Raw genomic sequence first — 23,758 nt, forward strand, 5'->3', positions numbered from 1 at the left:
TCTATCCTGACTTCTTCACCGGAGCGATGCCGGGCATCTTTGGTGCCATGGCTGCCGGGATGGGTGGTTTGTTTTGCGCAGGTGCCGCCGCTGCAGGGTTGCCCGCATTCGGATCGTTGGCGAAGATCTCGCGAGGAATCACAACACCTTTATCACTCAACTTTTGAATGAAACTTGGAATGGTACCAGTTGCCTGGAACACGCCCTGAATCTTTCTGTTTTTGTCATAGCCGGTTTCTTTAAAGCGGAAGATTTCCGCCAGAGTCACGACGTCACCCTGCATGCCGGCAACTTCGGTGATGCTAAGGATCTTACGACTACCATCCGACAGACGGGAGATCTGCACAATCAGATTCACCGCGCCGGCAATCTGTTCACGAATCGCACGGACCGGTAGATCCATTCCGGACATCATACAAAGTGTTTCCAGACGCGCAATACACTCGCGAGGAGAGTTGGCGTGAGTCGTGGTCATGGAACCATCGTGACCGGTATTCATGGCCTGCAACATATCCAAAGCGGCACCGTCACGGCACTCACCGACGATGATGCGGTCCGGACGCATACGCAGGGCATTCTTGATAAGATCCCGGATGTGAACAGCGTTGGAGCCTTCCATGGAAGCCGGACGGGTTTCCAGACGCACAACGTGCTCCTGTTGCAGTTGCAACTCGGCCGCGTCCTCGACCGTGATCACACGTTCGTTGGACGGAATGTACGAAGACAACATATTCAGCAAAGAGGTTTTACCTGAACCGGTACCACCAGAAATCACGACATTCAGACCGTTTTCCACGCAGATGCGCAGGAAGTCGATCATGTTCTTGGTGATACTTCCATAGGAAATATACTTGTCAGCGGTGATACCGCCCTTTTTAAACTTACGAATGGTCAGCGCAGGGCCGTCGATCGCCAAAGGCTCAATCACGGCGTTCACACGCGAACCGTCTTTCAAGCGGGCATCGACGTAAGGGGTTGAGTCATTGATCTGACGACCCAGAGGTGTCACGATACGCTCGATGATACGGCGCAAGTGATCGTTGGAGGTAAAGGTCACAGGGCTTAGCTGCACTTTACCGCTTTTTTCGACGAAGATTTTTTTAAATCCATTCACCATGATCTCGGTGACGTCGCCGTCGGCCAGCAGATCCTCCAGGGGACCCAGGCCCAGGGCTTCTTCCAGGACCTCTTTGATGATCTTGGAACGCTCTTCACGAGCAAGATCCGGAGCTTCACGGTCCACGATCAGGGTGATTTCGCGTTTGGTTTTTTCGCGGACTTCTTTTTCTTTGTTTTCATCTTGTTTGGTGTCGACCAAAAGCTTCTTCAGATCCACAGTACGAATCAGTTCATTGTGGATACGAATCTTAAGAAGAGTTCTGGCGTCCATCCCTTGAACGGCAAGGGCGGAACCCCCATCGGCCGACGCCGCGGGCGGAGGTGTTGGTTTCGGACGCGCTGTTGTTTTAAGTCGTTGTAAAACACCGCCAGTCAGTTTTCGGGCAACGTCATAATACGCCGCTGTGATCGGCGCTTTCGGGGCAGAGATCACAAATGGGGTGTACTTTTGCAGCGACATCATGGATGTGGCCTCATCCTGTGGAATGATTCCCAGGAAGGGAAGCTGCAACTGATTGGAAATCGTCTGTGGTGACAGACCCGTCGGGGACGCTTTGTTGATCACCAACTGGAACATGTCTTTAGGGAAAGTCGCTGACAAAAGCTCGTTCACCAGGCGTTGAGTTTGAGTCACCACCAGAACTTCGGGAGTTGTGACGATCATAATGGCGGTGGCTTCCTGCAAAACTGCCATCTGTGCGGGACCCAGATCTGTTCCCACGTCCACGACGACATACTTAAAGGCCCGGCCAAAGAAATCCAATAGTTTTCCCAGAAGATCCGGAGAGATGTTCAAACTTTCTTCCGGTCCGCGAACCGCGCCCAGATAAGCCAGGCCGGACTGGTGCATGGTCACAAGAGTGTTCATCGGCTGAGAATTTAAAGAGCCTTGGAAGTTAGCCAGTTCTTTCAGGGTCTTTTGTGGTTTCAGACCCATGATAACGTTTTGATCGCCGACGCTCTTGGCATCAGCATCAATCAAAAGAACCTGACTGCGGAGTTCGTTCATGATGGTGCAGGCGAAATTGGCTGCGAATACGGATTTACCGACGCCGCCTTTGCCGCCCACCACTGCGATGAGATTACAATTAGGATTGATAGCCAAAACAGACCTCCAGCTTTCCTATCGGCTGAAACGGGAGGTCCGTTTACGAGACCTTAATCGCGTAAACGGAACTTCTTCTTAATTTGCTCGGCACCAGCACTCGCAGAAGTTTTCACTATCGGTGTGACAAAGACCACGAACTGGCTTTGTTGTTTCACGAAATCTTTGGATGCATACAAACTGATGATCGGATTCTTTTGCCCCGCTGGACGATTGTACCCAGTCGAGGTCGAGTTACGAATCAATCCCCCCACGGCAGCACTTTGGCGGTCACGCACCGTCACCGAGGACGTCATTTCGTTGGCGCTGGTGATGGGAGCACCGCTGGGTGTGTTCCCCAAAAGACTGGACACTTTGAAGGCCATCTCCATCGCAACACTTCCGGATTTTTCGCCCAGCAGTCGTGGTGTGATCGAAGTCACAATACCAACTTCGGCAAAGGCCGTTCCTTGAGTGCCGTCTTTGCCAATCACTGGATACGGCTGATTGGTGACTTGTTTGATTTCACCTTTTTTGCCGTCTTCCACAATCAGACTGGTGCTTTCCAGGACGCGGGCATGACCGTGTTGTTTGGCCCAGTTCAGTTTAGGCAAAAGATTGGAAACCGTTCCAGTGATGGAGCTGATCACACCACCTGGAGAATCTCCGCCGGTCTGGAATGTCATCGTGGAGTTATCCCCCAATTCCGGAGTGAACTGGAACTTGAAGGCCTTGGAATAGTCTTTGTTCAGCTCCACGTAGTGAACCACCAGCTGGATCATCTTGGCAGGGGCTGCCGCAGGGGCCGCTTTGATTTGGATCAGATTGATCACGCCATCGTTGGCGGGCTTACGTTTTTTGATCACACCTTTTTCTTCTGCAGCTTCGATCACGATGTCAGGCAGATAGGTTTTGGCGATGATTTCGGCGCGTTTGGATTCTTCATCCGAATTGGCCCAGCCCTGCAGAATGATTTTTTCATTCACTGCGCGGACCTCAATTTCAGGATTGTTGATGTCGCGGGCAATGAATTCCGCAATTTTCTTTTGTGCCAGAGGACTCAGGGTCACCAAAGAAGAGGCCTGATCCCCGAACTGCTGGACGACGTTATAGATACGCGCCAGATCTTTTGGCAAAAGAATCTGACCATCGACCACCACGCGGTTGTTGACGATTTTGATATTGATACCTTCGATATCACCCAGCAGGGCGCGCATTTCGCGGACCACTTTGTCGAGCTTGCTTTTTTTGACGTCGATGCGGAACTCGGCCACGATCTTGCCATTGCGTTTGTCGTGAATGGTCAAAGTGGCAAAGCCTTCACTTTTTGGTGTGAAGCGCATGATATTGAGGTCTTTGGCGTAAGAGGCGGTCACAATTCGGCGGAAGTCACCCTTGAATTCGATACTGTCAGGAAGCGGGGGAAGCTTCTCATCCTGCTCGATACCCAGGGTCAGATTGATGAACTTACGAGAACGATAGATTCCCTCTTCACCCGAAGTGGATGAAGTGGGCGCGGCTTCCAGTTCTTCCTGGGCCCAGGCGATGGTTCCACTGAGCAGGAATAAACTTAGCAGTCCTCCTGCAATCAGATTTTTACGTCTCATAAATCCCCCTTACTTCCCCTAAATCAGACCCATTACAAAGTTTGAAATCCGTTGGCGCGTGGTCTTTGTGCTGGTGGAGGCGCAACTCGCTGTTGTTGAACTGGTGGCATGGGTCGTGGTGGCATCACAATGGCAGGCGCGGCTGGCGCATCCATGGATACAACCGGTTTGCCCAGTACGCTGTCCGAAGTGGAGCTTGGCATACGAGGCGGAATTGTTCTGTCGCTTGGATTTCTCAAAGCCATGAACAGATTCCCTGGTGCAGTCGAAAGAATATAGAACAGATCTTGGGCTTCCTTGGGTGTTGCTTCGACCGTGATGGTGGTGTACTTGGTGTCCCCAGTCAGTGCGATCTGAGTCAGGTTCTTCCCGGTGGAATCCAGCTCAAACATGCGTGGAATGTTATTCACAACACTGACACCTGTTGCCAGAACAACGACGTCATTCATCATTGTGAATACTTCACGGCGCTGATTGACCCCTTTACCGGAATCAACGGCCGCATAGATGTCAATTCGATCACCTGGGCGAATCAGCTTAGCCACACCGCGGACTTCATCCACCGGAATAGTCACGGCACGTTTGCTTGGCGCAACTTGCAGAGAAATCCCTGTGTCCGGTCCCGGGGTCAGAAGGTTGTTCTTGACGATCATCTGACCTTTACGAATAGGCACTGCGGCCACGTTTCCGATAATTTCATCAGGCACGGTGATAGCATCGGGCTGAATGAAGTCGGCCGGAAGCTCTTTGGTTTCGACCATGGTGTCATAGACGGTTTGCATTTCGGCGATATCTTCCTTCGCCACAACCACACGTTTGGTGGAACCAAAGCGCTTGTCGTATTCGGCTTTCTTCTCTTGAGAGTAACTATAGAGAAGGAAGGTGGCGAAAACCCCTGCTGCGATCGAAAGCCATAAATTTCTAGTTTCGTTTGATCCCATAAAGTCCCACTTCTCTTATGTGCCCGTGCATCCGGCGTTAAGGCAGATTCCGTAAGTTGTTTTCACCCAAATAGGGTTCACTGCGACACCCTCGTTTCTTCCTCCCGGAAGATTGCGAACCTTTTCGTGCTCAGCCTTGGTGTTGCCAGTGACTTCGGCCGCTCGTTTTTGGAACGTGAAGAAGTCAATCAGACGGGCGCTGGCAATCCAGTCCTGTCCTTTGGCGTTTTCCGACAAGGTCCCGTGAACACGCATGCCTATTTTGTTATAGGTGTACTTCAGTGTGTTTGGGTCCGAACTGATCGCGCTGAGATAATTCAGATTCGATCGGTTGCGGAAAGTTTCAAAAGCATAGTTTCGGGATGCGATGGAATTCAAAATTCCCGTATGAATGGCCCCGAAGAACCCCAGCGAGAAGTTCACCAGCAGCACGATAACAATGATAATAGGGATGAGCTCCAGAACAGCCATCCCTTCTTCATTCTTTAAAGAGGATTTACGCTTTTGCTTCTTCAGCATCCGTTATCCTCCATCGGGATGTAATCACCCGTATTGCCGCCAAGTTCCTTATATCTTGGATCCAGATCCAGAAGAGCGGAATAGCGCTTTTTAATCTGACCTTCCCAGCATTCCTGCCGGGTGGGTTCGCGGATCAGGAACCCGGTGATTTTGGCGGAAAAGCCCGAATCGTCCTCGCTGGTGGATCCCAGGAAAGCGATCTTCAGACTTAGCAGTTTTGGTTTGAAATCAAAGCGGACTCCCACTTGCGGCACGCGGCCTTCTTCGCCCTTGTATTCATCGGCAAAGTTATCCCCGGCGCCACCGCCGCGAATTTCAAGTTGTGGAGAGAGTTGGAACCAACCACCGTCAGCCTTATTGAAAAGAGGCTTCAGGACGGGATTGTTGATCAGGGCAAGGTATTTTTCTTTGCCCATTTGTTCCTGTTTGGTTTGATCGACGTGAGCCGCAGCATGGGCTCGTGAGGCGGAAAAGGCGATATACTGCGCCACTTCAGCCATGGATAGAGTGAAGTTCAGTGCGAAAAAGACAATGCAAAGCCCCACCGAAATCACGATGGCGAAAATGAATTCAGCGGAAATCATCCCGCGTTCATTTCGTAAGGTTTTTGCAAAGCGCTTGGTTTCGCCCATTCTTTCCTCTTTGAATCTTTACTCTGGCTCGACAGTCAAAGAACGATTCAATTGGTTGGGATGTTTGCTTTTAGCCTTGTCTGGCGTATCCCATACGCCAGCCTCGATCATGCCGGAAACCTTCTGCCATGGGCCGGAGATCATCTTTGCAAGATACTTATTCTCTCGCAGTTGACCAGTGGCCCACACCAGCGCTCCCACCATGAAAGTCATCAGCAGGACGGATTCGATAAGAAATTGGCCCTTGTTGTTACCAAGAGTCTTTTTCATCATTCACCCACCCAACCAATGTGATTGCCACCCTGAGGCTTAAATCCCGCTCCTGTCATGAGCTGTTGTTCCACGCGTGCTCCCAACCGAGGCCCTGATTCTTTAAAGGCCTTTGCCGGAACAGTCATGAACCCCTTCAGGATAAAGAAGAAGGTGGCAAATATTAAAAGCACGTATTCAATAGTCATTGGGTCCCCCTTTTTCCCAGCTAAAAAGCAGAGAGTTCAGGCGAACTTATTCCCCTTGGAAGCCGGAAATCTTTTCGGAGAGTTCTCCAAGTTTGCCGTCCATTGTGGTCTTAATTTTGTCTTTAAAGAGCACAACAAGGGCTACAACAACCACCAACAAAAGGATGTATTCCGTCGCACCTTGGCCGGCCTCATTTTTCAATAGCTTCTTAGAAAAGTTCTTAAACTTTTTCATGGATATTCCTCCTTAGTCAGAATATCGGATAATTTTGGGATTCTCTTTAGAGGACAGATTACAGAAGCTTATTTTGTCTTTGCCTCAGAATGAGATTCTGCTCTCTGAAAGACTTAAGCCCCACTCCTGTCGAAAACTTAGACGGAATCGGAAGCTTGAAATTGAACGACACTTGGTCGAAGGTCCGGGTTTTCTTTGTGCGTGGGGCTTTCGCGAGGCTTGGCCGCCGCACGACCTAGGTCAGAAATCTGAACCTTTGTTGGGGTCCTGTATTGACGAAGGTCCTAAGACTGAATAGATTGGGCCTTAGGAGACTTCTCAGCATGCCTAAGCACCTTGTTTTTCTCTATGCTTTTTGTGTAGTTATTCTTTTCGTCGTCAACGTCGTAGTGTCCTAGTCAGGACCTGGTTGTCGAGAGGGTCAAAGGACCCTGCATGAGGATTCCCATGCAGGTCGAATCTTAGTTCTTCAGAGCGTAAATATCAGGGTAATTTCTGCCAAGTTCTTCTGAATCCATGCCGTAACCAACGACATAGCGGTCTTCAATTGTTTTACCGATATAGTCAGCTTTGATTGGCAGTTCACGGCGAGCAGGCTTATCCAGCAGGGTCACGATTTTCAAGGATGCCGGAGCGGAAGCAAACAGACGGCTTCGCAGGAAGCTCAGTGTGCGACCGGTGTCGATGATTTCTTCAACCACGATCACATGTTTGCCAGCGATATTTACAGAGATGTCTTTAACGATTTTAATCGCGCCACCACGTTCAACTGCCTGAACATGCACGAAATCCACCTGCTGAGGCAGATCCACTTTACGCATCAGATCCGCAGTGAAGTGAATGGAGCCGCGCAGTGGGCAGATAAACACAACATCCTTTCCTTCGTAATCAGCTTCGATTTGGGAAGCCAGGTTGGAAACAAGTTCAGAGATTTCTTCGCTTGTCAGGAAAGGGACCATTTGATCTTTAAGTTGTGCCATGTTGTGCCTCTACAAATCGATGGAAGTGATGCCAGCAGCTTGAGCCATTTTCAAATAGCGCAAAGCCTCGGGGTGTTGTGGATCCCGAATGAGGATATTCTCCCACTGTTCGGTCGCTTCAGCAATATTGTTTGAATTGTAGTAGATCGCCCCAAGCTTTAGGCGAGCTGGAATAAGGTGTGGGTATTCACGGATCAGGGCCTTGAGATCCTTCACCGCGCGATCCGCCTGGCCCAACTGAACGTGAACTTCGGCAATACGCATGGTGATTTCAGCTTTTCTGCTGGAAAGCTTCTGCGCTTTCAAAAGCTGTTCAAGAGCTTCGTTGTAGCGTTTGTACTGATAGTAAAGATCCGCCAATTCTTCGTGTTTGGAGGCGATTTTTTCGTCCACAAACGGATCTTGTTTGCCGGATTTCTTTTCCAGCTGGGATTGAGCATCCAGGAAAACCTGTTTGCCCTCATCGTATTTGCCCAGATCGTTCAAAATAATGGACAGACCCACGCTGGCATCGGTGTAAGTTGGGTCAATTTCCAGAGCGCGACGGAACGTTTTGATCGCCTTGCTGAACTGGCCTTTGTCGTAAAAGATCGTTGCCAGCATCTGATAAACTTCCGGGTTGCGGGTGTTTTGCAGAAGCATTTGATTCAGAATCGGCTCGGCCATCTTGTAGTTGCCGTTGATAAAATATCCACGGGCTTCAGATAGCATGTCGTCATGAAGAGCGTTCATTACTCAAGCTCCTTTTCAGCGGCCTTCAGTTCGCGAGTTCCAGGGAAGTCACGAGCCAGAATCTCTTCATACTTTTTGGCTTTCGCCGTATCGCCGATTCTGTGGGCGGCAATGCTGGCACGAGAAAGGGCTTTGGCATCAAAACCCAGTCCGCGGAAGTTGTTGTAAAGACCTTCATAGCGGCCCAGGGCACTGTCGAAGATTTTGCGTTTGAAGTAGAAGTCCGCGATGTACTCTTCTTTTTCAGCCAGCATTTTGATTGCAGCCGTGCGCTTTTCTTTGGCTTCCGTGACGTACTCAGAGTTTGGATATTTCTTAATCAAATCAGACAGATTAAGGATCGTGTCATTGGCCAAAGATAAATCACGATCAATCGTGGAAGGCAGCTGATTGAAGTAGCTCATGCCGATGCGGAACTGCACATAATCAGCATTGGGAACTGTCGGGTGGAGCTCTTTAAACATCTGATAGGACACTTGCGCTTCAGCGTAGGATTCTTGTTTGTAGTAAACATCCGCGATCGCCAGTTCTGCTTTTGTCGCGAAGTTGCTGTATGGGAACTTGTTTTTTACTTCGGTGTAGCGACGGATGGCCTCTTCAAAACGCTCAGACTTGTCGTACTCTTCCGCAATGGCGAAAGCCCCCTCCGGCGTATTGGAGTTCTTTTCAGTGGAGGCACAGGAAACAAGAGTTCCCACAGCCGCGAGAATGACTATGACTCGGAGCGTTTTCAACATAGAGGTAAATCATATTTTGACCAAGGTCCAGCTGTCAACGCGTCAAAAGCAGTGAGGATTTTTTAATCCAGCCGGTAAGTGATCCCGGATAAGTGACTTGCACCCAGTCCCCCTGGGTGGTGTGCGCAATAACTTCCATGCCGCCGAATAAATCCAGGATAGCGACCTGATTTTCACCTGGGGCGGTTTGTAATGCGACTTTCTCTTCGATGATGGTGCCACGAAGAATGGAAGAGTCATAAATTTTCAAAGCCAGAAGCCCTGTAAATATCACAAAACCCAAGGTCAGAAGGGCCGCGATTGTCGGGAATCCGGGCAGAGCCTTTTCCTCTAGCAGGGCGCGGCGACGGCGGCCGGCATAGGACAATAGAAGCCAGCCCGCAGCAAAGAAAAGCAGAGTGGAAAGAACAAGATAGGCCGTTAACGGGACGGGTTGCAGCAGATTCACACGCAACGTCTCATAGGTTTCGATTTGGCGAGGCACTTCGCGAATCTGCATTTGTGACAGAACAAACTTTAGTCCAGCCACAGCCGTGGGAAGTTCTGGTTCCGTGTGCAAGGCTTTGCGCAAAAGGCCGACGGACAAAGGCTTGTGATCCAGGTGGAACTCCGTCAAAGCCAGATTCGTCAGAATTGTCGCATTGTGTGGGTCATTTTCAAGAGCTTTTGTGAAACTTTCCTGTGCCTTTGTGTAGTCTTTGGCTACGTAAAACTGAGTCCCCTGTTGAAAAAGGTCTGCAGAGCTTTCAGATTGCGCCGCGCCCAGAGAGGGCAAAATCAGAAAAAGAAAGAACACAGAGAGCATTTTTAAGTTCGACATAGCTTTCAAAGTTTACAGATAAAAGTCTCTTCATGTCTAGGGCGTGGCTTGTCTTAGTCCTGACCCGGGAGTAAACTAGACGGGCATTTCAAAAAAACAATGGGTCCGGTCATCTTGGACCCGCGAAAGGTATTATGAGTTCTCTTGTAGGTCATCAGATACAGCAATCCGATAAAATCAAATCCATGATTCAGGATCTTGTTGGCGAAGTTGGAAAGCTGAACGCCCAGATCACTGGCATTCGCGCTCCTCTGGATGAATTTAAGGATTCTGGAAAACAAAAAGTCGATCTGGCTGGTCAGTTCCGCGGACGTCCCTTGCACTATCCATACATGGGGACTGGTGCCGGTCGTGGCCCTTATGTTGAGCTTGAAGATGGCAGCATCAAATTGGATTTGATCAATGGTATCGGCATTCACTTGATGGGACATTCTCACCCACGCGTGATCGCTGCTGCTGTTCGTGGTTCTTTGGCTGACATTCTGACTCAAGGAAACTTGCAGCCTAACAATGAATACCGCTTGTTCACAGAAAAGATCGTAAAGCTGGCCAGCAAGAAAAGTCGCTTGAAGTACGCTTGGATCGCCACTTGCGGGACGATGGCCAACGAAAACGCTCTGAAGCTTTCCCGTCAAAAAAATTCTCCAGCGCGTTTTGTGATGGGCTTTAAGGATGCGTTTGCAGGTCGTTCCACAATGATGGCTGAAGTGACTGACAACCCGGCCTACAAGCAGGGTTTGCCTGAATATCACGAAGTTCTGCGCGTGCCGTTCTATGACAAACGTGATCCAAAATCCGGCGAAAAAGCATTAAACGTGATGAAAGAACACGTGGCAAAACATGAAGGCAATATCTCTGTCTTCGGTTTTGAACCAATGTTGGGTGAGGGCGGTTATCAGGCGGCTCCTCGTGAATTCTTCATCCCACTTCTGGACTTCTGTAAGTCCAAAAATATCGCGATCTGGGCTGATGAAGTTCAGACCTTCACGCGCACGGGTGAATACTTTGCATTTGAAACTTTGGATATCGGTCAGTACATAGACATCTGCACGATCGCAAAGACCGCGCAAGTGGGTGCGACTCTTTACACTGAAGACTACAATCCAAAACCAGGTTTGATCGCCGGGACGTTCTCGGGCTCCACTCCGTCTTTAAGCGCGGGTATGGAAATGCTGGATATGCTGGGCGAAGGCTTCCTGGGGCCTCAGGGTCGCATCAACCAAATTCACAGACGTTTTATCGATGGCATCAATCGCCTGAATGAAACATCCTGCAAAGGCATCGCTCAGGATGCCGGCGGTATGGGTCTGATGATTGCCTTCACTCCGCATGACGGAAAAAAAGAAAGTGTGAATGCGTTTTTGAACAAACTTTTCCACAACGGGGTTATTGCCTTCCCATGTGGTAAAGATCCGGTTCGCGCGCGCTTCCTGGTGCCAGCTATCATCGAAGATGCTGACATCGACATCGCACTTAAAGCGATCGAAAAAACTTTGCTTGAAGGAGTCTAGTTGGACTTCATTGAAGCCTGCCGCCAGCTGATTGCAATTGATAGCACACCCACTCACGGCAATCGTGAATTATCCAAGTGGGTGGCGGCTTTCTGCCGTCAGCGCGGATTGCACGTGGAGGAACAGGAAGAAGTCGTGGGGGAGCTTGAGCAGGCCAATGTGATTGCCCGGCCTTCGGCGGAAAGACCCAGCGGCGAATTTTTGTTGCAGACACATCTGGATACGGTGGACCCGGGGCCGTTTGCTTTGTGGACGGAAACTGGAGCCAATCCTTTTGATGCTCATATCATAGATGGAAAAATCTATGGCTTGGGTGCAGCGGATGTGAAGCTGGACTTCCTGTGCAAACTGGAGGCGCTGGCTTCTTTTGGAAAAAATCGCGCGTGGCGCCTGCCGCCTGTCCTGGTGGGAACTTTCGGGGAAGAATCCGGGATGCAGGGGGCGCTGAAGCTGATTCGCAAAAACAAGATCTCTGCAAAAATGGCTCTGATTGGGGAGCCCAGTGATCTGCGCGTGATCAATGCCGCCAAGGGTTTTGCAAGTGTGGAAATCCATGTGCCTTTCTCGGACGAGGAGATGCGCTATCGTGAGGAGCACAACCTGCGCGAGAGCACCTCGACGCAATCAAAGATGTTCCGCGGCAAGGCGGCGCATTCTTCGATGCCACATTTGGGTGAAAGTGCGATTGCCAAAATGTTTGAATATCTGATGATGTTGCCGGATTCGGTCAATGTCATGGAAATGGACGGCGGCATTAATTTTAACACCGTTCCCAGTCACGCGTTCTTGGAGATTGACATGGTGACGCCGATTTCAGAGCCAATTTCCCGTAAGATTGCCAATATCTATCGGGCGGTAAAAGCTCTGGAACAGGAGTTCCTGAAATACAGGGATGAGGACTTCTATCCAAGCACACCGACGTTGAACATCGGATTGATTCGCACCAATGAAACAGACATCCAGATTTCCGGTTCGTGCCGTATTCCTCCGGTGATCACGCACGAAATCTACGAGGGCTGGATGAATCGTCTGCGTGAAGTGTGCGAAGCCAACGGGGCGATGTTCCGAGTGAATGATTACAAAAAACCCTTCCGCACCGAAGTGACTTCCATTTTGGCGAAGGGGTGCCTGGATGAGCTGCGGGATATGGGTTTGGATGACAAACCCATCACTCAAGCTTCAACTAACGAAGCCAGCATCTTTACCCGCGTGGGTATTGAATGCATTTGCTTCGGTCCGGGGCGACGGGAGGGCAATGTGCACACTCCGCAAGAGCATGTGGCGATTGAGGATCTGCACAAGGCCATTGAATTTTATAAACGAGTCATCGAAAGGTTTTGTCTATGAGTTTTATAGTGCGACCGGTGCGACACGATGATTTGAGTCAACTGGTGGATCTGGCAAAGCAGTTTAATCTTTTGAACCTGCCGGGTGATAAAAAAGTGATTGGCGAAAAGATTGATCGCAGTGAGCAGTCTTTCGCCGGCAAGTTGACCAAAACACAGTCCGAGTATCTGTTTGTTCTTGAAGACGTGGAAGAAAAACTGGTAGTGGGAAGTTCTTTGGTGCTGGCAAAGCACGGAAACGAAGAAGTTCCTCACAGCTATTTTAAGATCTTTAAACGCGATCACTTCTCTCAGGATTTGGGAGTGGGCTTTATTCATCAAGTTTTGCGCTTTCAGCTGGATTTTGACGGTCCAACAGAAATCGGAGGACTTCTTGTTGATAAAACCTATCGCCGTCGTCCCGAAAAGCTGGGTAAACAAATCAGTCTGGCGCGTTTCCTGTACATGGGACTTTATCCGGAACGGTTCGAGGATCGAGTTCTGTGTGAACTGACGCCGCCGCTGACGGATGAAGGGCGCAGTGAATTCTGGGAGGCTCTGGGCCGCCGATTCACCGGTCTTCCTTATCAAGAAGCGGATCTTCTAAGCCAGTCGCACAAAGAGTTTATTGAAAGTCTGTTCCCGCAGGATGACATCTATTTGTGCCTTCTGGATGCTAAGGCCCGTTTGGTTCTGGGGCGTGTCGGTGAAGCCACAAAACCGGCCCAGCATCTTTTGGAAAGCATTGGTTTTAGTTATCTGGACGAAGTGGACCCTTTCGACGGCGGTCCTCATTATGGCGCAAATGTGTCCCAGATTCTGCCTATCACACAAGGCCGACGTCTGACGGTCACAGAATTTAAAGATGCCGCTTACAAAGAGCAGGGCTTGGTTGCCACAACCAGTGAAGAGTTCCGTGCTTCTTTGGCTTCCGCAGATGTTCGCGGTCATGAAGTGGCTCTGGCTCCGAAAGTGCGCCAACTCCTGGGCGTGGAGCTGGGTGAAGAAGTTTATATGTCTCCGTTTAATTACAATAGAGGAAAATAGAAAATGAGCACCACCATCTTTCCAATCAATTACAAAGGTGACTTTATCAATGGACGTTTTGTTCCGGTAACCAAAGGGGACGGCGAGTTCAAAGACATCAGCCCTGCCGATCTGAACGACACGGTCATGACGGTGCCGTTTAAGCACGATCACATTGATGAGGCCTGTGTTGCCGCGAAGAAGGCCTACATGCCTTGGTCCATGCTGACGATGGATGAGCGTCGTGGCTATCTGCTTCGTCTGAAAGAAATGTATGACACTCACGCCGAACAAATGGCGCAGATCATTTCCCGTGAGACAGGGAAACCGACCTGGGAGGCCTTGACTGAAGCCAAAGCCCTGGGTGCCAAGATCGACATTACCTTGAATCATTCTTTGAAGCTTGTTGCTGAAGAACGTATTGCCAATGCTCTTCCGCAGGTGGAAGGGGTGATCCGCTATCGTTCTCGTGGAGTGATGGCGGTCATAGGTCCTTTCAACTTCCCGGCGCATCTGCCCAACGGGCATATCATTCCGGCTTTGATTGCGGGGAACACGGTTGTGTTTAAACCTTCTGAGCAGACGCCCGCCGTGGGTCAGTTCATGGCCGAAATGTTTGAAAAAGCTCAGTTCCCGCCGGGTGTATTCAACCTTGTACAGGGTGATGGCGCAGCGGGCGGCCGTTTGGTGGCAAGTGAACATGTGGACGGTGTTCTGTTCACGGGTTCTTACGAAGTGGGACTGAAGATCAAGCAAGAGACCTTGAATCATTACTGGAAAATCCTGGCGCTGGAGATGGGCGGTAAGAATGCCACGGTCGTTTGGGATGATGCAGACATGGACAAGGCGATTTACGAAAGCCTTGTGGGCTCTTATATGACCGCCGGTCAGCGCTGTTCCTGTACCAGTCGTATAATCTTGCATCCGAAGATTGCCGATGAGTTCACGGAAAGATTCTATCAGGCAGCCAAGAAACTAACGATCGGTCACTGGACGGAAAACACGTTCATGGGTCCATTGATCAATGCGGCTGCGGTGGAAAAATACATCCGCTTCCAGGAAATCGCCAATCGCGAGAACTGTGAAAGCCTGATGCGCGGTAAGGCGCTGGATCTGAAGCACAAGGGTTACTATGTGACTCCATCCATTCACTTGGTGAACAAATTTGATCCAAACAGTGTTTATCAAAAAAGTGAAATCTTTGGCCCGAATGTGGCGATCTATCAAAGTGACAACTTTGATGAGACCATGAACATTGTGAATTCCTCGGGTTACGGACTGGTGATGGCACTCTTCTCTAAAAACAAAGAGCTTTACGATCAGGCTTTGCATAAAGCACGCGTCGGCCTTCTGAACTGGAATCGCACAACCAATGGTTCAAGTTCTCGCTTGCCGTTTGGTGGAATGGGTAAATCCGGCAATGACCGTCCGTCAGCGCATTTTGCAATTCAGTATTGCACGGTGCCTGTGGCAAGTCTTGAGGATGCAACTCCATTTGATCCGACAAAAATCTTGCCGGGCATGAATTTGGATATGAAGTAATGAAAAAGACGATTTTGGTTTTGGTTCTGGCGGTGGTGATTCTGCTGGCCTCAGTGGGCGGTGGTGTGGCTTTCCTGGCGTATGAGTTTTCGCATTCCCGTCCCAGCGACACCGCGATGGATGTGGTATACGAAGTCACACCCGGTAAAGGATTTGCCACCATTGCCAAAGAGCTTGAAGAAAAAGGTCTTGTGAAGAACGCAACCTTCTTCAATCTGTATGCTCGATTTAAAGGGGAACGCTCCAAAATCAAAGTCGGTGAATATTTGCTTCGCACGAACATGACCCCTTCCGAGGTGCTGGAAACCATCACCTCTGGAAAAAGCATCGCCCGCAGCTTTACAGTCAGCGAGGGGTTGAGCACCTACGAAATCGCGGACCTTTATGAAAAGCAGGGCTTCGGCACGGCAGCGGATTTCATGCGTTTGACTCGCGATCCGCAATTGATTCAGTCTTTGCTGGGCGAAAAGGTGGACAGCCTGGAAGGTTATCTGTTCCCGGAAACCTATATGCTGACCAAGTACACAGACACCAAGGCTTTGATCAGCAATATGGTAAAAAGATTCTTATATGTGTACAACGAGGTTCTTCCTCAGGCGGAAGTGAAGTTCCTGACCCGCCATCAAGTTGTGACTTTGGCCAGTATCATTGAAAAAGAGACCGGTGCGCCGGAAGAACGCCCTTTGATTTCTTCGGTCTTTCACAACCGTATGGCAAAAAAAATGCGCCTGCAAACAGACCCGACTGTTATATACGGAAAGGCAGAAAAGCTGGGTAAGATTGTCATCAATATTACGCGAGAAGATCTGCTGACCCCAACTCGTTACAACACCTATGTGATTCCGGGTTTGCCACCAGGGCCGATTGCCAATCCGGGCCGTGAGGCACTGCTGGCGGCGGTGAAACCGCAGGAAAGTCAGTATCTGTTCTTTGTCAGTCAGAACGATGGAACACACGTGTTCTCTGAAGATTACAAAGGCCACCAAAGAGCGGTTCAGAAGTTCCAGTTGGATCGTAAAGCGCGTGAAGGAAAATCCTGGCGCGACCTGCAGAAACGCCCGCCAACTCCCGGCAAAAACTAAGGTTCAAAGTTCGCTGGAGCAGATACTCGATCGAAGGAGCGGGTGTCTGAATTAAAGCGGAAGATATTCAAACGAGGCACCATCTGTTCATCATAGGTTGGTGCCACGATCTCTAAAGTTCCATCCTTATCGACATCCACCAAAGCCAGATTGGTCGCATTTCCCTGAACCAGCACGAAGCCGTCCCGGGTTTCATACAGTGGAAGCTTGCTTAATAAGGTCAGCCCGCCCTGTTCTTCGGATTGATAGACTTCCAGGGAAAGAGCACTGCCACTTTGAATTTTTAGAATAACTACTTTAGGTCCATTTTTACCCAAGGTTCCGTCGACTTTGGCCACAATCTTGCGATTGGTGCTGATGAAAGCGTCCTTCACTTTACTGCGCAAAGAGGGAACGACAGCCACCACAGTCAGGGCCATGGCAATCAGGGCCAGGGCGCCCATAAGCAGGATTTCTTTTTTCTTAAATGCAGAATCAGAGGCCGTCGAAGTCATAAAAAAAGTCTGCCATAAAAGTCGTTGAATGAAAAACCCTAACCGCATTAGGATATTCCCTGGCCTAAGGGCCAAGGAGTGAATGTGGCAAAGCTCGTAGTTTCCAAGTTTGGTGGCACTTCCATGGGAGATGCCGACTGTATGCTTCGCAGTGCCGAGGTCAGCTATCGCCAAGGATCAAGTCTGGTGGTGGTATCGGCAACTTCCGGAACAACCAATGATCTGATCGCCCTGGGAAAAACCGCTGAAACACAGAGCTGGCCGGATGCTGAAAAAATTCTTACCAAGATTCAGGAGCGGCATCTTAAAATTGCCGGGGATCTGCATTTGCCGGTAGACTCAGTGAAGCTGCTGGAGACTTTGTTTGAAGAAATGAGCTCTTTGGCCAAAGGTATTCATTTGCTGAAGGACTGCTCGGTCAAAGCTCTGGATACGTTGGTGAGTTTGGGGGAGCGCATGTCCTCTTTGCTCTTTACCCAGGCCATGTCGCAGGTCTTGAAAAAACATAATTCTGAAAAGACCGCAGAGCTTTTGGATGTGCGCAAAGTTCTTCGCACCGATGATTCTTTTGGCAAGGCAAAACCTTTGACCGCGGAAGTGGCGGCCTTGGCACAAAAGCACCTATCTTTCTTGCGTGAAGGTCAACGGGTGGTCTGCACTCAGGGTTATATCGGCATGACAGAAGAGGGTAATACCACAACGCTGGGGCGCGGAGGCAGTGACTATTCGGCTGCAATTCTGGCTGAAGGTGTGTCAGCGGACATTCTGGAGATATGGACAGATGTGGCGGGGATTGCGACGACGGACCCACGCCTGTGTCCAAAAGCACAACCCATCAGCGAAATTTCTTTCAAAGAAGCATCCGAACTTGCAACTTTCGGAGCAAAGATCCTGCATCCGGCGACATTGCTTCCGGCCATTCGTAAAAACATTCCGGTCTTTGTCGGCTCCAGCTTTGATGCAGAGGCGCGTGGGACCTGGGTGCGCAAGGATGTCGAGGATCATCCGCTGATTCGCGCTATGGCACTTAGAAAAAAACAGGTGCTCGTGACACTGTCCACTCCGGAAATGCTTTACGCCCATGGATTCCTGTTTCAGATCTTTAAAATCTTCAATGACCACAAAGTCAGTATTGATGCGATCACGACGTCGGAAATTTCCGTCAGTGTGACGCTGGACGATTCCACGTTGCTGAATAAAAAACTGATCGCGGATCTTTCCCAGATTGCCGATGTTCAAGTGGAAGAAAATCTGGCCCTGATTTCTTTGATCGGAAACAATATCAACCACACCGCCGGCTTGGGAGAAAAGATCTTCAAGGCCATTTCAGATATCAACGTGCGCATGATCTGCCTTGGCGCCAGCAAGCACAACTTCTGCTTCCTGGTTTCTGATGAGCAGGGTCCCGAGGCGATTCGTCGCCTGCATTCTTGCTTTATCGAGGCAGGCAGCGAGGAAATGGCCTAGAAGGTACCTGGTACCTTTTGCATAAACACTGCGGCATGAGAGGAGTTGCGAATGGAAAAGAATGAATTTTACAAGTTGTTGGAATCACGAACCTCGATTCGTAAGTATAAACCCGATGCTGTACCCAAAGAGGTGATCGAAAGAATTTTGGCTGCGGGAATGCAAGCCCCCTCCGGCAAGAATCGTCAGAACTGGCGTTTCTTTGTTGTGACCGGCAAAAAACGCGATGAGTATTTGCAGTACTCTCAGAAATCCTGGCTGGGGATTAAGGATATTTTGCAGCAGCGATTGAAGCCGTCGCTTTATCAATTTACAGAAAGATTTTTTTACACTTTGGGGGATGCGCCGGTGATTATTTTTGCGTATTCCCACAATGATTCTGAAGAGCGCTATCACACCAGCATTGGCTCTGTGTATATGGCTGTGGAAAACATGAATTTGGCCTGTCTGGTGGAAGGTTTGGGCTCTTGCACGATGGGAGCCCCACTGGAAATCAAAGAGGATGTGGATAAATTCCTGGGTGTGGATCAGTTGCCGGAATACCAAAGGGGGGAGCTGGAACTTCTTTGCGCTATGGTTTGTGGTTACCCGGACCACCAGCCACCCAAAGCGCCTCGCCAAACTGACGGAAGGGTGACCTGGTTGTGAGTTCGAACCATTTCTAGTGATATCAGATACTTATGGTTTCATATCTGGAGCCTTCTCACATTCCCTGGGAGGGGGCTTTGTAAAAGGGTAAGGAAAACATATAAGTTAGCGATTTCTTTTAATTATTCTCTATCTATTGCCGGGCGGATTTGATATACCGCTCGGACTTATGAATCCAGTTGAAGCCTTAAAGACAAATCCCTTTGTTCTGGCCCCTATGGCCGGGATCACGGATCACGCTTTCCGCACCTTTATCAAAAAACTAGATGCCAGTGTTGTTGTCACTGAGTTGGTCAGTGCCAGCGGCATCGAGTACAAATCTGAACGCACGATGAAGTTGATGAGCTTTGATGAATCCCAGCGTCCGATCGGGATTCAGTTGTTCGGTGAAGAGCCTGAAATCGTAGCTCGAGCGGCCCAAGTGGCCGAAGCCGATGGTTGTGACTTTGTGGATTTGAACTTTGGCTGTCCGGTTCCCAAAGTCGTCAAGAAGGGCGCGGGTTCTGCAATCTTGAAAGACCCGGCTGCGGTTCAAAAGATGGTGTCGACCGTAAAGGCGGCCATCAAAATTCCACTGACCATCAAGATTCGCACGGGTTGGGATGCCAACTCCCGCAATGCCACCGAGATCTGCAACATCGCTTATAACGAAGGCGTTTCCTGGGTGGCGATCCATGGACGCACTCGGGCCCAGGCCTATACTGGACTTGCGGATTGGGACTTTATCGCAGAAGTGAAGGCCAATACCAAGATTCCCATTCTTGGAAACGGAGACATCCTCACTCCTCGCCAGGCCAACCTAAGGCTGCAACAGTCCGGCTGTGACGGTGTCATGATTGGGCGAGGCTGCCTTAAAAATCCGTTTATCTTTATGGACGCCCTGTCCTTGTGGCGAGGTGAGGCGGTTAAAGACGTGAAGAGAGATTATGTGAGTCTTTTCCAAGGTCTTCAGAAAGAGATTGTGGCGCATTGTGATGAGCACATTACCGGGATCCAGCTCAGAAAGTTTGCAGCTTGGTTCTCAACAGGTTATTCTGGAGCCGCTCAGTTTCGAAAGAATCTTTTCCAATCCAAAAGCAATGACGAAATCATGGCACTAGCGAATGAGTTTTTCGCTGGGATCGGTAATGTAGAGCAAGAAGACACCAGCGAAGAAGAATTCCTGATGGGTGGTCACGGCTAACTTAACGTAAAGTTGACGAAGCCGTATTTGATTTTAGTTTAAGTTTAAATGTTTTGTTTTTAAGAGTTTCAATAACGAAGGGTAAATATGATTCAAGATCCAAAGAAAATTAGAAATATCGCTATCATCGCACACGTCGACCACGGAAAGACAACCCTGGTAGATCAGTTGATCAAAAAAGCCGGTACTTTCCGTGACAACGAGCAAGTTGAAGACCGTTTGATGGACTCCATGGATCTTGAAAGAGAGCGTGGTATCACGATCGCGGCGAAGAACGCGTCTTTCATGTACAAAGATATCAAGGTTAATATCGTTGATACTCCGGGGCACAGTGACTTCGGTGGTGAAGTTGAGCGTATCTTGAACATGGTTGATGGTTGTATCCTTCTTTGTGATGCTTCTGAAGGCCCGTTGCCACAAACCCGCTTCGTATTGAAAAAGGCTCTTGAGGGTGGCAAAAAGGTTATCGTTTGTATCAACAAGATCGACCGTGCCGATGCTCGTATTCAGGAAGTTCACAACGAATTGTTCGACCTGTTCATTGATCTTGATGCAACTGAAGAACAGTGTGATTTCCATACCATCTACGCTATTGCCCGTGAAGGTATGGCGACCCTGGATCCAAATGTAAATACAGGTTCTTTGGAAGTTCTTTACGATGCTATCGTAAATCTGGTTCCACCTCCGAAAATCGAAGAAAATCATCCATTGCAAGTAATGGTTTCCAATATCTCTTACAGTGACTACGTAGGTCGTTTGGCGATCGGTCGTGTTCGCGCAGGATCTATCAAAGTGGGTGACGAGGTTCTTTGCGTTCAGGCCAATGGTCAGAAGAAAGTAAAAGTCTCTGCCTTGTTCCAGTACAAAGTGAACTCTCAGGTTCCGGCCCAGGAAATTGGTGCGGGTGACATGGCTGTTATTGCAGGTATGGAAGACTTCACCATTGGTGATACCATCACTTCCGCAACCGATCCGCGTCCTTTGGAGCGTATCCGTGTTGAAGAGCCAACTGTGGGCATGGTGTTCTCTGTAAATAACGGTCCTTTCGCTGGTATGGACGGTAAGAACGTGACTTCCCGTAAGATCCTGGAGCGTTTGGAAAGAGAACTTTTGTACAACGTTGCGATCCGTGTTGAAAAAACAGATTCCACAGATGCTTTCAAAGTCATCGGCCGTGGTGAATTGCAATTGGGTGTATTGATCGAGCAAATGCGCCGTGAAAACTTCGAACTTCTGGTTTCCAAGCCGACTGTTGTCTTCAAAGAAGAAAACGGTAAAAAATTGGAGCCGATGGAGATTGCGGTTATCGATATCGAAGATGCTTACGTGGGCGCTGTGACTGAGAAGTTGGGTCGCCGTAAAGGTGTGATGACCAACATGGTTCAGAAAGGTTCCGGACGTACTCGTCTTGAGTTCCGTATCCCTTCTCGCGGTTTGATCGGTTACCGTTCAGACTTCCTGACTGACACTCGTGGTACTGGTTTGTTGAACACTCAGTTCGACGGATGGGATGACTACCGTGGTGAGATTGAACACCGCTTGAATGGTGCGATGATCTCTGACCGTAAAGGTATGGCAACTGCGTACGCAATCTGGAACTTGCAAGAGCGCGGCATCATGATGGTTGAACACGGTGATGAAGTGTACGAAGGCATGATTGTTGGCGAACACGCCAAGGAAAATGATCTAGAAGTAAACATCACACGCGAAAAGAAATTGTCAAACGTACGTGCTTCGGGTTCTGATGAAGCTATACGCCTGGTTCCGGTGAAAAAATTCACTTTGGAAAAAGCGATGGAATGGATCAAGGACTCTGAGTTGATCGAAGTTACGCCGAAGCATATCCGTCTTCGTTTGCGTGAACTTGATCCACACAAACGTGCAAGAGCAGCGAAGGAATAATGAGTACGAACGTCGCCATTGAAATTAAAGATCTGACGAAAAAATACGACGACAAGGTCGCCGTGGATGGAATCAATCTTGAAATTTACAAGGGCGAATGTTTTGGACTTCTGGGTCCTAACGGGGCTGGCAAATCAACTACGATGAAGATGATGTATTGCTCAGCCCTGGTTACAAGCGGGGAACTTTATGTTCTCGGCCTGAACGTTAAGAAAAATTACCGCGAGATCAAATCTCGCATAGGGGTCGTCCCGCAAGAGGACGGCCTTGATCCTGACTTCACAGTTCTTGAAAATCTTCGTGTCTACGCCAGCTTCCACAATATACCTTCTGCTGAGGCGGATCTGCGCGCGCAGGCTTTGCTGCGTCTGATGAAGCTGGAAGAATATCAGGACCGCTCTGTGGAAACATTGAGCGGGGGTATGAAGCGCCGTCTGGCCATTGCCCGCGGTCTTATTAATTCCCCGGAAGTGGTTTTCCTGGATGAGCCAACCACAGGTTTGGATCCGCAGGCGCGAATCTGGATCTGGGACTTCTTCAAACATTTAAAGTCTGAAAAAAGCACGTTGGTTTTGACCACTCACTATATGGAAGAAGCCGAACAGATGTGTGATCGCGTGGCGATCATTGATGACGGCCGTATTTTGACTGTGGGAAAACCTCGCGAACTGATTCGTGAGTTGATTGGCAAAGAGGTTGTTGAGTTCGACACCAATCCGGTGGATTTGAACTATTATCTGGGCCGTTTGCGGGCCGAGGGCTTCTCTTATCAAGTTATTAAAGACACTGTGTCGGTTCTGGTAAAAGAGAATCAAGAGGGCCGCCGTGTGGTGGACCTTATAGCCAGTGACAAAATCTATATTCGTAAACCGACCCTGAACGATGTGTTCCTGAAGTTAGCGGGTCATCAGTTGAGGGATGAGTAATGAAGTTTAAAGATTACTTCTCTATCCCGAAGATGAACGACGGGGCTTTGAAAGTCTGGTCCCGCAATTTCCTTTATTTTAAAAAAACGTGGCTGGTGTCCCTGTTCTGGATTGTGCTGGAGCCGGTGATCTATCTGGGCGCAATCGGTTTCGGGCTTGGGGCTTTCGTAAATAATATGGGGGGAATGTCCTATATTGAGTTCTTCTTCCCGGCCTTACTGTCTTCGACGGCGATGATGGTGGCGTTCTTTGAAGGAACTTACGGAAACTACACAAAGCTGACCCATCAGAAAACTTATGCGACGATCATGCTGACTCGTGTGGGGCCGGAGGAAATCGTTGGTGGCGAGCTTTTATGGGCTGCCAGCAAAGGTTTCTTTGGGGTGATCGGTGTCACGATTGTGGCGATGTTCTTTGGACTGGTAGAGTCCTATCGCATTCTGCTAGCGTTGCCGGTGTTGTTCCTGCTGAGCGCACTGTTTTCCTGTATCGGGATGATTTTCACATCCTTTGCGCGAAACTATGATTCGTTCATATATTCCACGTCCGGTTTGATCGTGCCGATGAGTCTTTTGAGCGGGACTTACTTCCCACTGGAACAATTGCCGATGGGTCTTCGCTATGTCGCTTATCTGTTTCCGCTGACTCATGCCGTGGCGGCAGTGCGCGGGATCTTGCATCAAGGCCCGGTACTTTGGATCGGTGTGCATATACTGGTGCTGTTGCTTGCAACCTGGATCTGCATGAACATTTCGTTCTTTAGAATTCGCAAAAAACTTTTGAAATAG

24 protein-coding genes are annotated in these 23,758 nt (G+C 49.4%); 11 read left to right on the top strand and 13 right to left on the bottom strand.

Annotated features, from left to right (window positions below):
* Window position 1: 1 nt before the first annotated feature.
* The 12 genes from ACZ5ZZ_RS00585 to ACZ5ZZ_RS00640 form a co-directional block, all read right to left on the bottom strand.
* A complete protein-coding gene (locus ACZ5ZZ_RS00585; RefSeq protein WP_464132734.1) occupies window positions 2–2,224 on the bottom strand; it encodes an ATPase, T2SS/T4P/T4SS family in 2,223 nt (740 codons plus the stop codon).
* A 53-nt stretch (window positions 2,225–2,277) separates the two neighbouring features.
* The gene (locus ACZ5ZZ_RS00590) at window positions 2,278–3,810 is read right to left on the bottom strand and encodes a BON domain-containing protein (RefSeq protein ID WP_464119395.1); all 1,533 of its coding nucleotides are present in this window, start codon (window positions 3,808–3,810) and stop codon (window positions 2,278–2,280) included.
* Window positions 3,811–3,842: 32 nt separating this feature from the next.
* Window positions 3,843–4,751, bottom strand: coding sequence for a Flp pilus assembly protein CpaB (gene cpaB / locus ACZ5ZZ_RS00595; RefSeq protein ID WP_464119397.1), 909 nt, complete (start codon window positions 4,749–4,751; stop codon window positions 3,843–3,845).
* A gap of 15 nt (window positions 4,752–4,766) precedes the next feature.
* Window positions 4,767–5,270 carry a hypothetical protein gene (locus ACZ5ZZ_RS00600; RefSeq protein ID WP_464119399.1) on the bottom strand — a complete coding sequence of 168 codons (504 nt, stop codon included), beginning with the start codon at window positions 5,268–5,270 and terminating at the stop codon, window positions 4,767–4,769.
* Window positions 5,264–5,902, bottom strand: coding sequence for a hypothetical protein (locus tag ACZ5ZZ_RS00605; RefSeq protein WP_464119401.1), 639 nt, complete (start codon window positions 5,900–5,902; stop codon window positions 5,264–5,266). The genes ACZ5ZZ_RS00600 and ACZ5ZZ_RS00605 overlap by 7 nt, the downstream gene beginning before the upstream one ends.
* Before the next feature lie 18 nt (window positions 5,903–5,920).
* Window positions 5,921–6,175 carry a hypothetical protein gene (locus ACZ5ZZ_RS00610; RefSeq protein WP_464119403.1) on the bottom strand — a complete coding sequence of 85 codons (255 nt, stop codon included), beginning with the start codon at window positions 6,173–6,175 and terminating at the stop codon, window positions 5,921–5,923.
* The gene (locus ACZ5ZZ_RS00615; RefSeq protein ID WP_262554936.1) at window positions 6,172–6,360 is read right to left on the bottom strand and encodes a hypothetical protein; all 189 of its coding nucleotides are present in this window, start codon (window positions 6,358–6,360) and stop codon (window positions 6,172–6,174) included. Before ACZ5ZZ_RS00615 ends, ACZ5ZZ_RS00610 begins: the two co-directional genes overlap by 4 nt.
* Window positions 6,361–6,406: 46 nt before the next feature.
* The gene (locus tag ACZ5ZZ_RS00620) at window positions 6,407–6,595 is read right to left on the bottom strand and encodes a Flp1 family type IVb pilin (protein ID WP_464119406.1); all 189 of its coding nucleotides are present in this window, start codon (window positions 6,593–6,595) and stop codon (window positions 6,407–6,409) included.
* 461 nt (window positions 6,596–7,056) lie between these two features.
* Entirely contained in the window at window positions 7,057–7,575 is a 519-nt protein-coding gene (gene hpt, locus ACZ5ZZ_RS00625) for a hypoxanthine phosphoribosyltransferase (RefSeq protein WP_464119408.1), read from the bottom strand.
* Between the two features lie 9 nt (window positions 7,576–7,584).
* Window positions 7,585–8,307 (bottom strand): tetratricopeptide repeat protein, encoded by a 723-nt coding sequence (locus tag ACZ5ZZ_RS00630; RefSeq protein ID WP_262554921.1) that lies wholly within the window; start codon window positions 8,305–8,307, stop codon window positions 7,585–7,587.
* A complete protein-coding gene (locus ACZ5ZZ_RS00635; protein ID WP_464119410.1) occupies window positions 8,307–9,044 on the bottom strand; it encodes an outer membrane protein assembly factor BamD in 738 nt (245 codons plus the stop codon). Before ACZ5ZZ_RS00635 ends, ACZ5ZZ_RS00630 begins: the two co-directional genes overlap by 1 nt.
* A gap of 34 nt (window positions 9,045–9,078) precedes the next feature.
* On the bottom strand, window positions 9,079–9,864 hold the full coding sequence (locus ACZ5ZZ_RS00640) for a hypothetical protein (RefSeq protein WP_464140784.1): 786 nt from the start codon (window positions 9,862–9,864) through the stop codon (window positions 9,079–9,081).
* A gap of 134 nt (window positions 9,865–9,998) precedes the next feature.
* On the opposite strand from ACZ5ZZ_RS00640, the gene ACZ5ZZ_RS00645 reads away from it, so the two are divergent.
* The 5 genes from ACZ5ZZ_RS00645 to mltG are packed head-to-tail and all read left to right on the top strand — an operon-like array spanning window position 9,999 to window position 16,350.
* Window positions 9,999–11,375 carry an aminotransferase class III-fold pyridoxal phosphate-dependent enzyme gene (locus ACZ5ZZ_RS00645; RefSeq protein ID WP_464119414.1) on the top strand — a complete coding sequence of 459 codons (1,377 nt, stop codon included), beginning with the start codon at window positions 9,999–10,001 and terminating at the stop codon, window positions 11,373–11,375.
* A complete protein-coding gene (locus ACZ5ZZ_RS00650; protein ID WP_464140785.1) occupies window positions 11,376–12,722 on the top strand; it encodes a M20 family metallopeptidase in 1,347 nt (448 codons plus the stop codon).
* Window positions 12,719–13,747, top strand: a complete 1,029-nt coding sequence (locus ACZ5ZZ_RS00655; RefSeq protein WP_464119418.1) for an arginine N-succinyltransferase — start codon at window positions 12,719–12,721, stop codon at window positions 13,745–13,747. Before ACZ5ZZ_RS00650 ends, ACZ5ZZ_RS00655 begins: the two co-directional genes overlap by 4 nt.
* Window positions 13,748–13,750: 3 nt before the next feature.
* Entirely contained in the window at window positions 13,751–15,268 is a 1,518-nt protein-coding gene (locus ACZ5ZZ_RS00660) for a succinylglutamate-semialdehyde dehydrogenase (RefSeq protein ID WP_464140787.1), read from the top strand.
* Complete coding sequence (mltG, locus tag ACZ5ZZ_RS00665; RefSeq protein ID WP_464140790.1) at window positions 15,268–16,350, top strand: endolytic transglycosylase MltG; 1,083 nt, start codon at window positions 15,268–15,270, stop codon at window positions 16,348–16,350. Before ACZ5ZZ_RS00660 ends, mltG begins: the two co-directional genes overlap by 1 nt.
* Here mltG and ACZ5ZZ_RS00670 read toward each other — a convergent pair.
* The gene (locus ACZ5ZZ_RS00670; protein ID WP_464140791.1) at window positions 16,347–16,844 is read right to left on the bottom strand and encodes a hypothetical protein; all 498 of its coding nucleotides are present in this window, start codon (window positions 16,842–16,844) and stop codon (window positions 16,347–16,349) included. The two genes, mltG and ACZ5ZZ_RS00670, sit on opposite strands and share 4 nt — an antisense overlap.
* A gap of 84 nt (window positions 16,845–16,928) precedes the next feature.
* On the opposite strand from ACZ5ZZ_RS00670, the gene lysC reads away from it, so the two are divergent.
* From lysC to ACZ5ZZ_RS00700, 6 genes are all read left to right on the top strand, one after another.
* A complete protein-coding gene (lysC, locus tag ACZ5ZZ_RS00675; RefSeq protein WP_464140794.1) occupies window positions 16,929–18,311 on the top strand; it encodes a lysine-sensitive aspartokinase 3 in 1,383 nt (460 codons plus the stop codon).
* A 51-nt stretch (window positions 18,312–18,362) separates the two neighbouring features.
* Window positions 18,363–18,959, top strand: coding sequence for a nitroreductase family protein (locus ACZ5ZZ_RS00680; protein WP_464119428.1), 597 nt, complete (start codon window positions 18,363–18,365; stop codon window positions 18,957–18,959).
* Window positions 18,960–19,128: 169 nt separating this feature from the next.
* Complete coding sequence (gene dusB / locus ACZ5ZZ_RS00685) at window positions 19,129–20,142, top strand: tRNA dihydrouridine synthase DusB (protein ID WP_464119430.1); 1,014 nt, start codon at window positions 19,129–19,131, stop codon at window positions 20,140–20,142.
* Between the two features lie 87 nt (window positions 20,143–20,229).
* The gene (typA, locus tag ACZ5ZZ_RS00690; RefSeq protein WP_464119432.1) at window positions 20,230–22,044 is read left to right on the top strand and encodes a translational GTPase TypA; all 1,815 of its coding nucleotides are present in this window, start codon (window positions 20,230–20,232) and stop codon (window positions 22,042–22,044) included.
* The gene (locus ACZ5ZZ_RS00695) at window positions 22,044–22,970 is read left to right on the top strand and encodes an ABC transporter ATP-binding protein (RefSeq protein ID WP_262554895.1); all 927 of its coding nucleotides are present in this window, start codon (window positions 22,044–22,046) and stop codon (window positions 22,968–22,970) included. The genes typA and ACZ5ZZ_RS00695 overlap by 1 nt, the downstream gene beginning before the upstream one ends.
* Window positions 22,970–23,758: an ABC transporter permease gene (locus tag ACZ5ZZ_RS00700; RefSeq protein ID WP_464119434.1), complete on the top strand. Its 789-nt coding sequence runs from the start codon at window positions 22,970–22,972 to the stop codon at window positions 23,756–23,758. The genes ACZ5ZZ_RS00695 and ACZ5ZZ_RS00700 overlap by 1 nt, the downstream gene beginning before the upstream one ends.

This window comes from Bdellovibrio sp. HM001 (genome assembly GCF_055397275.1).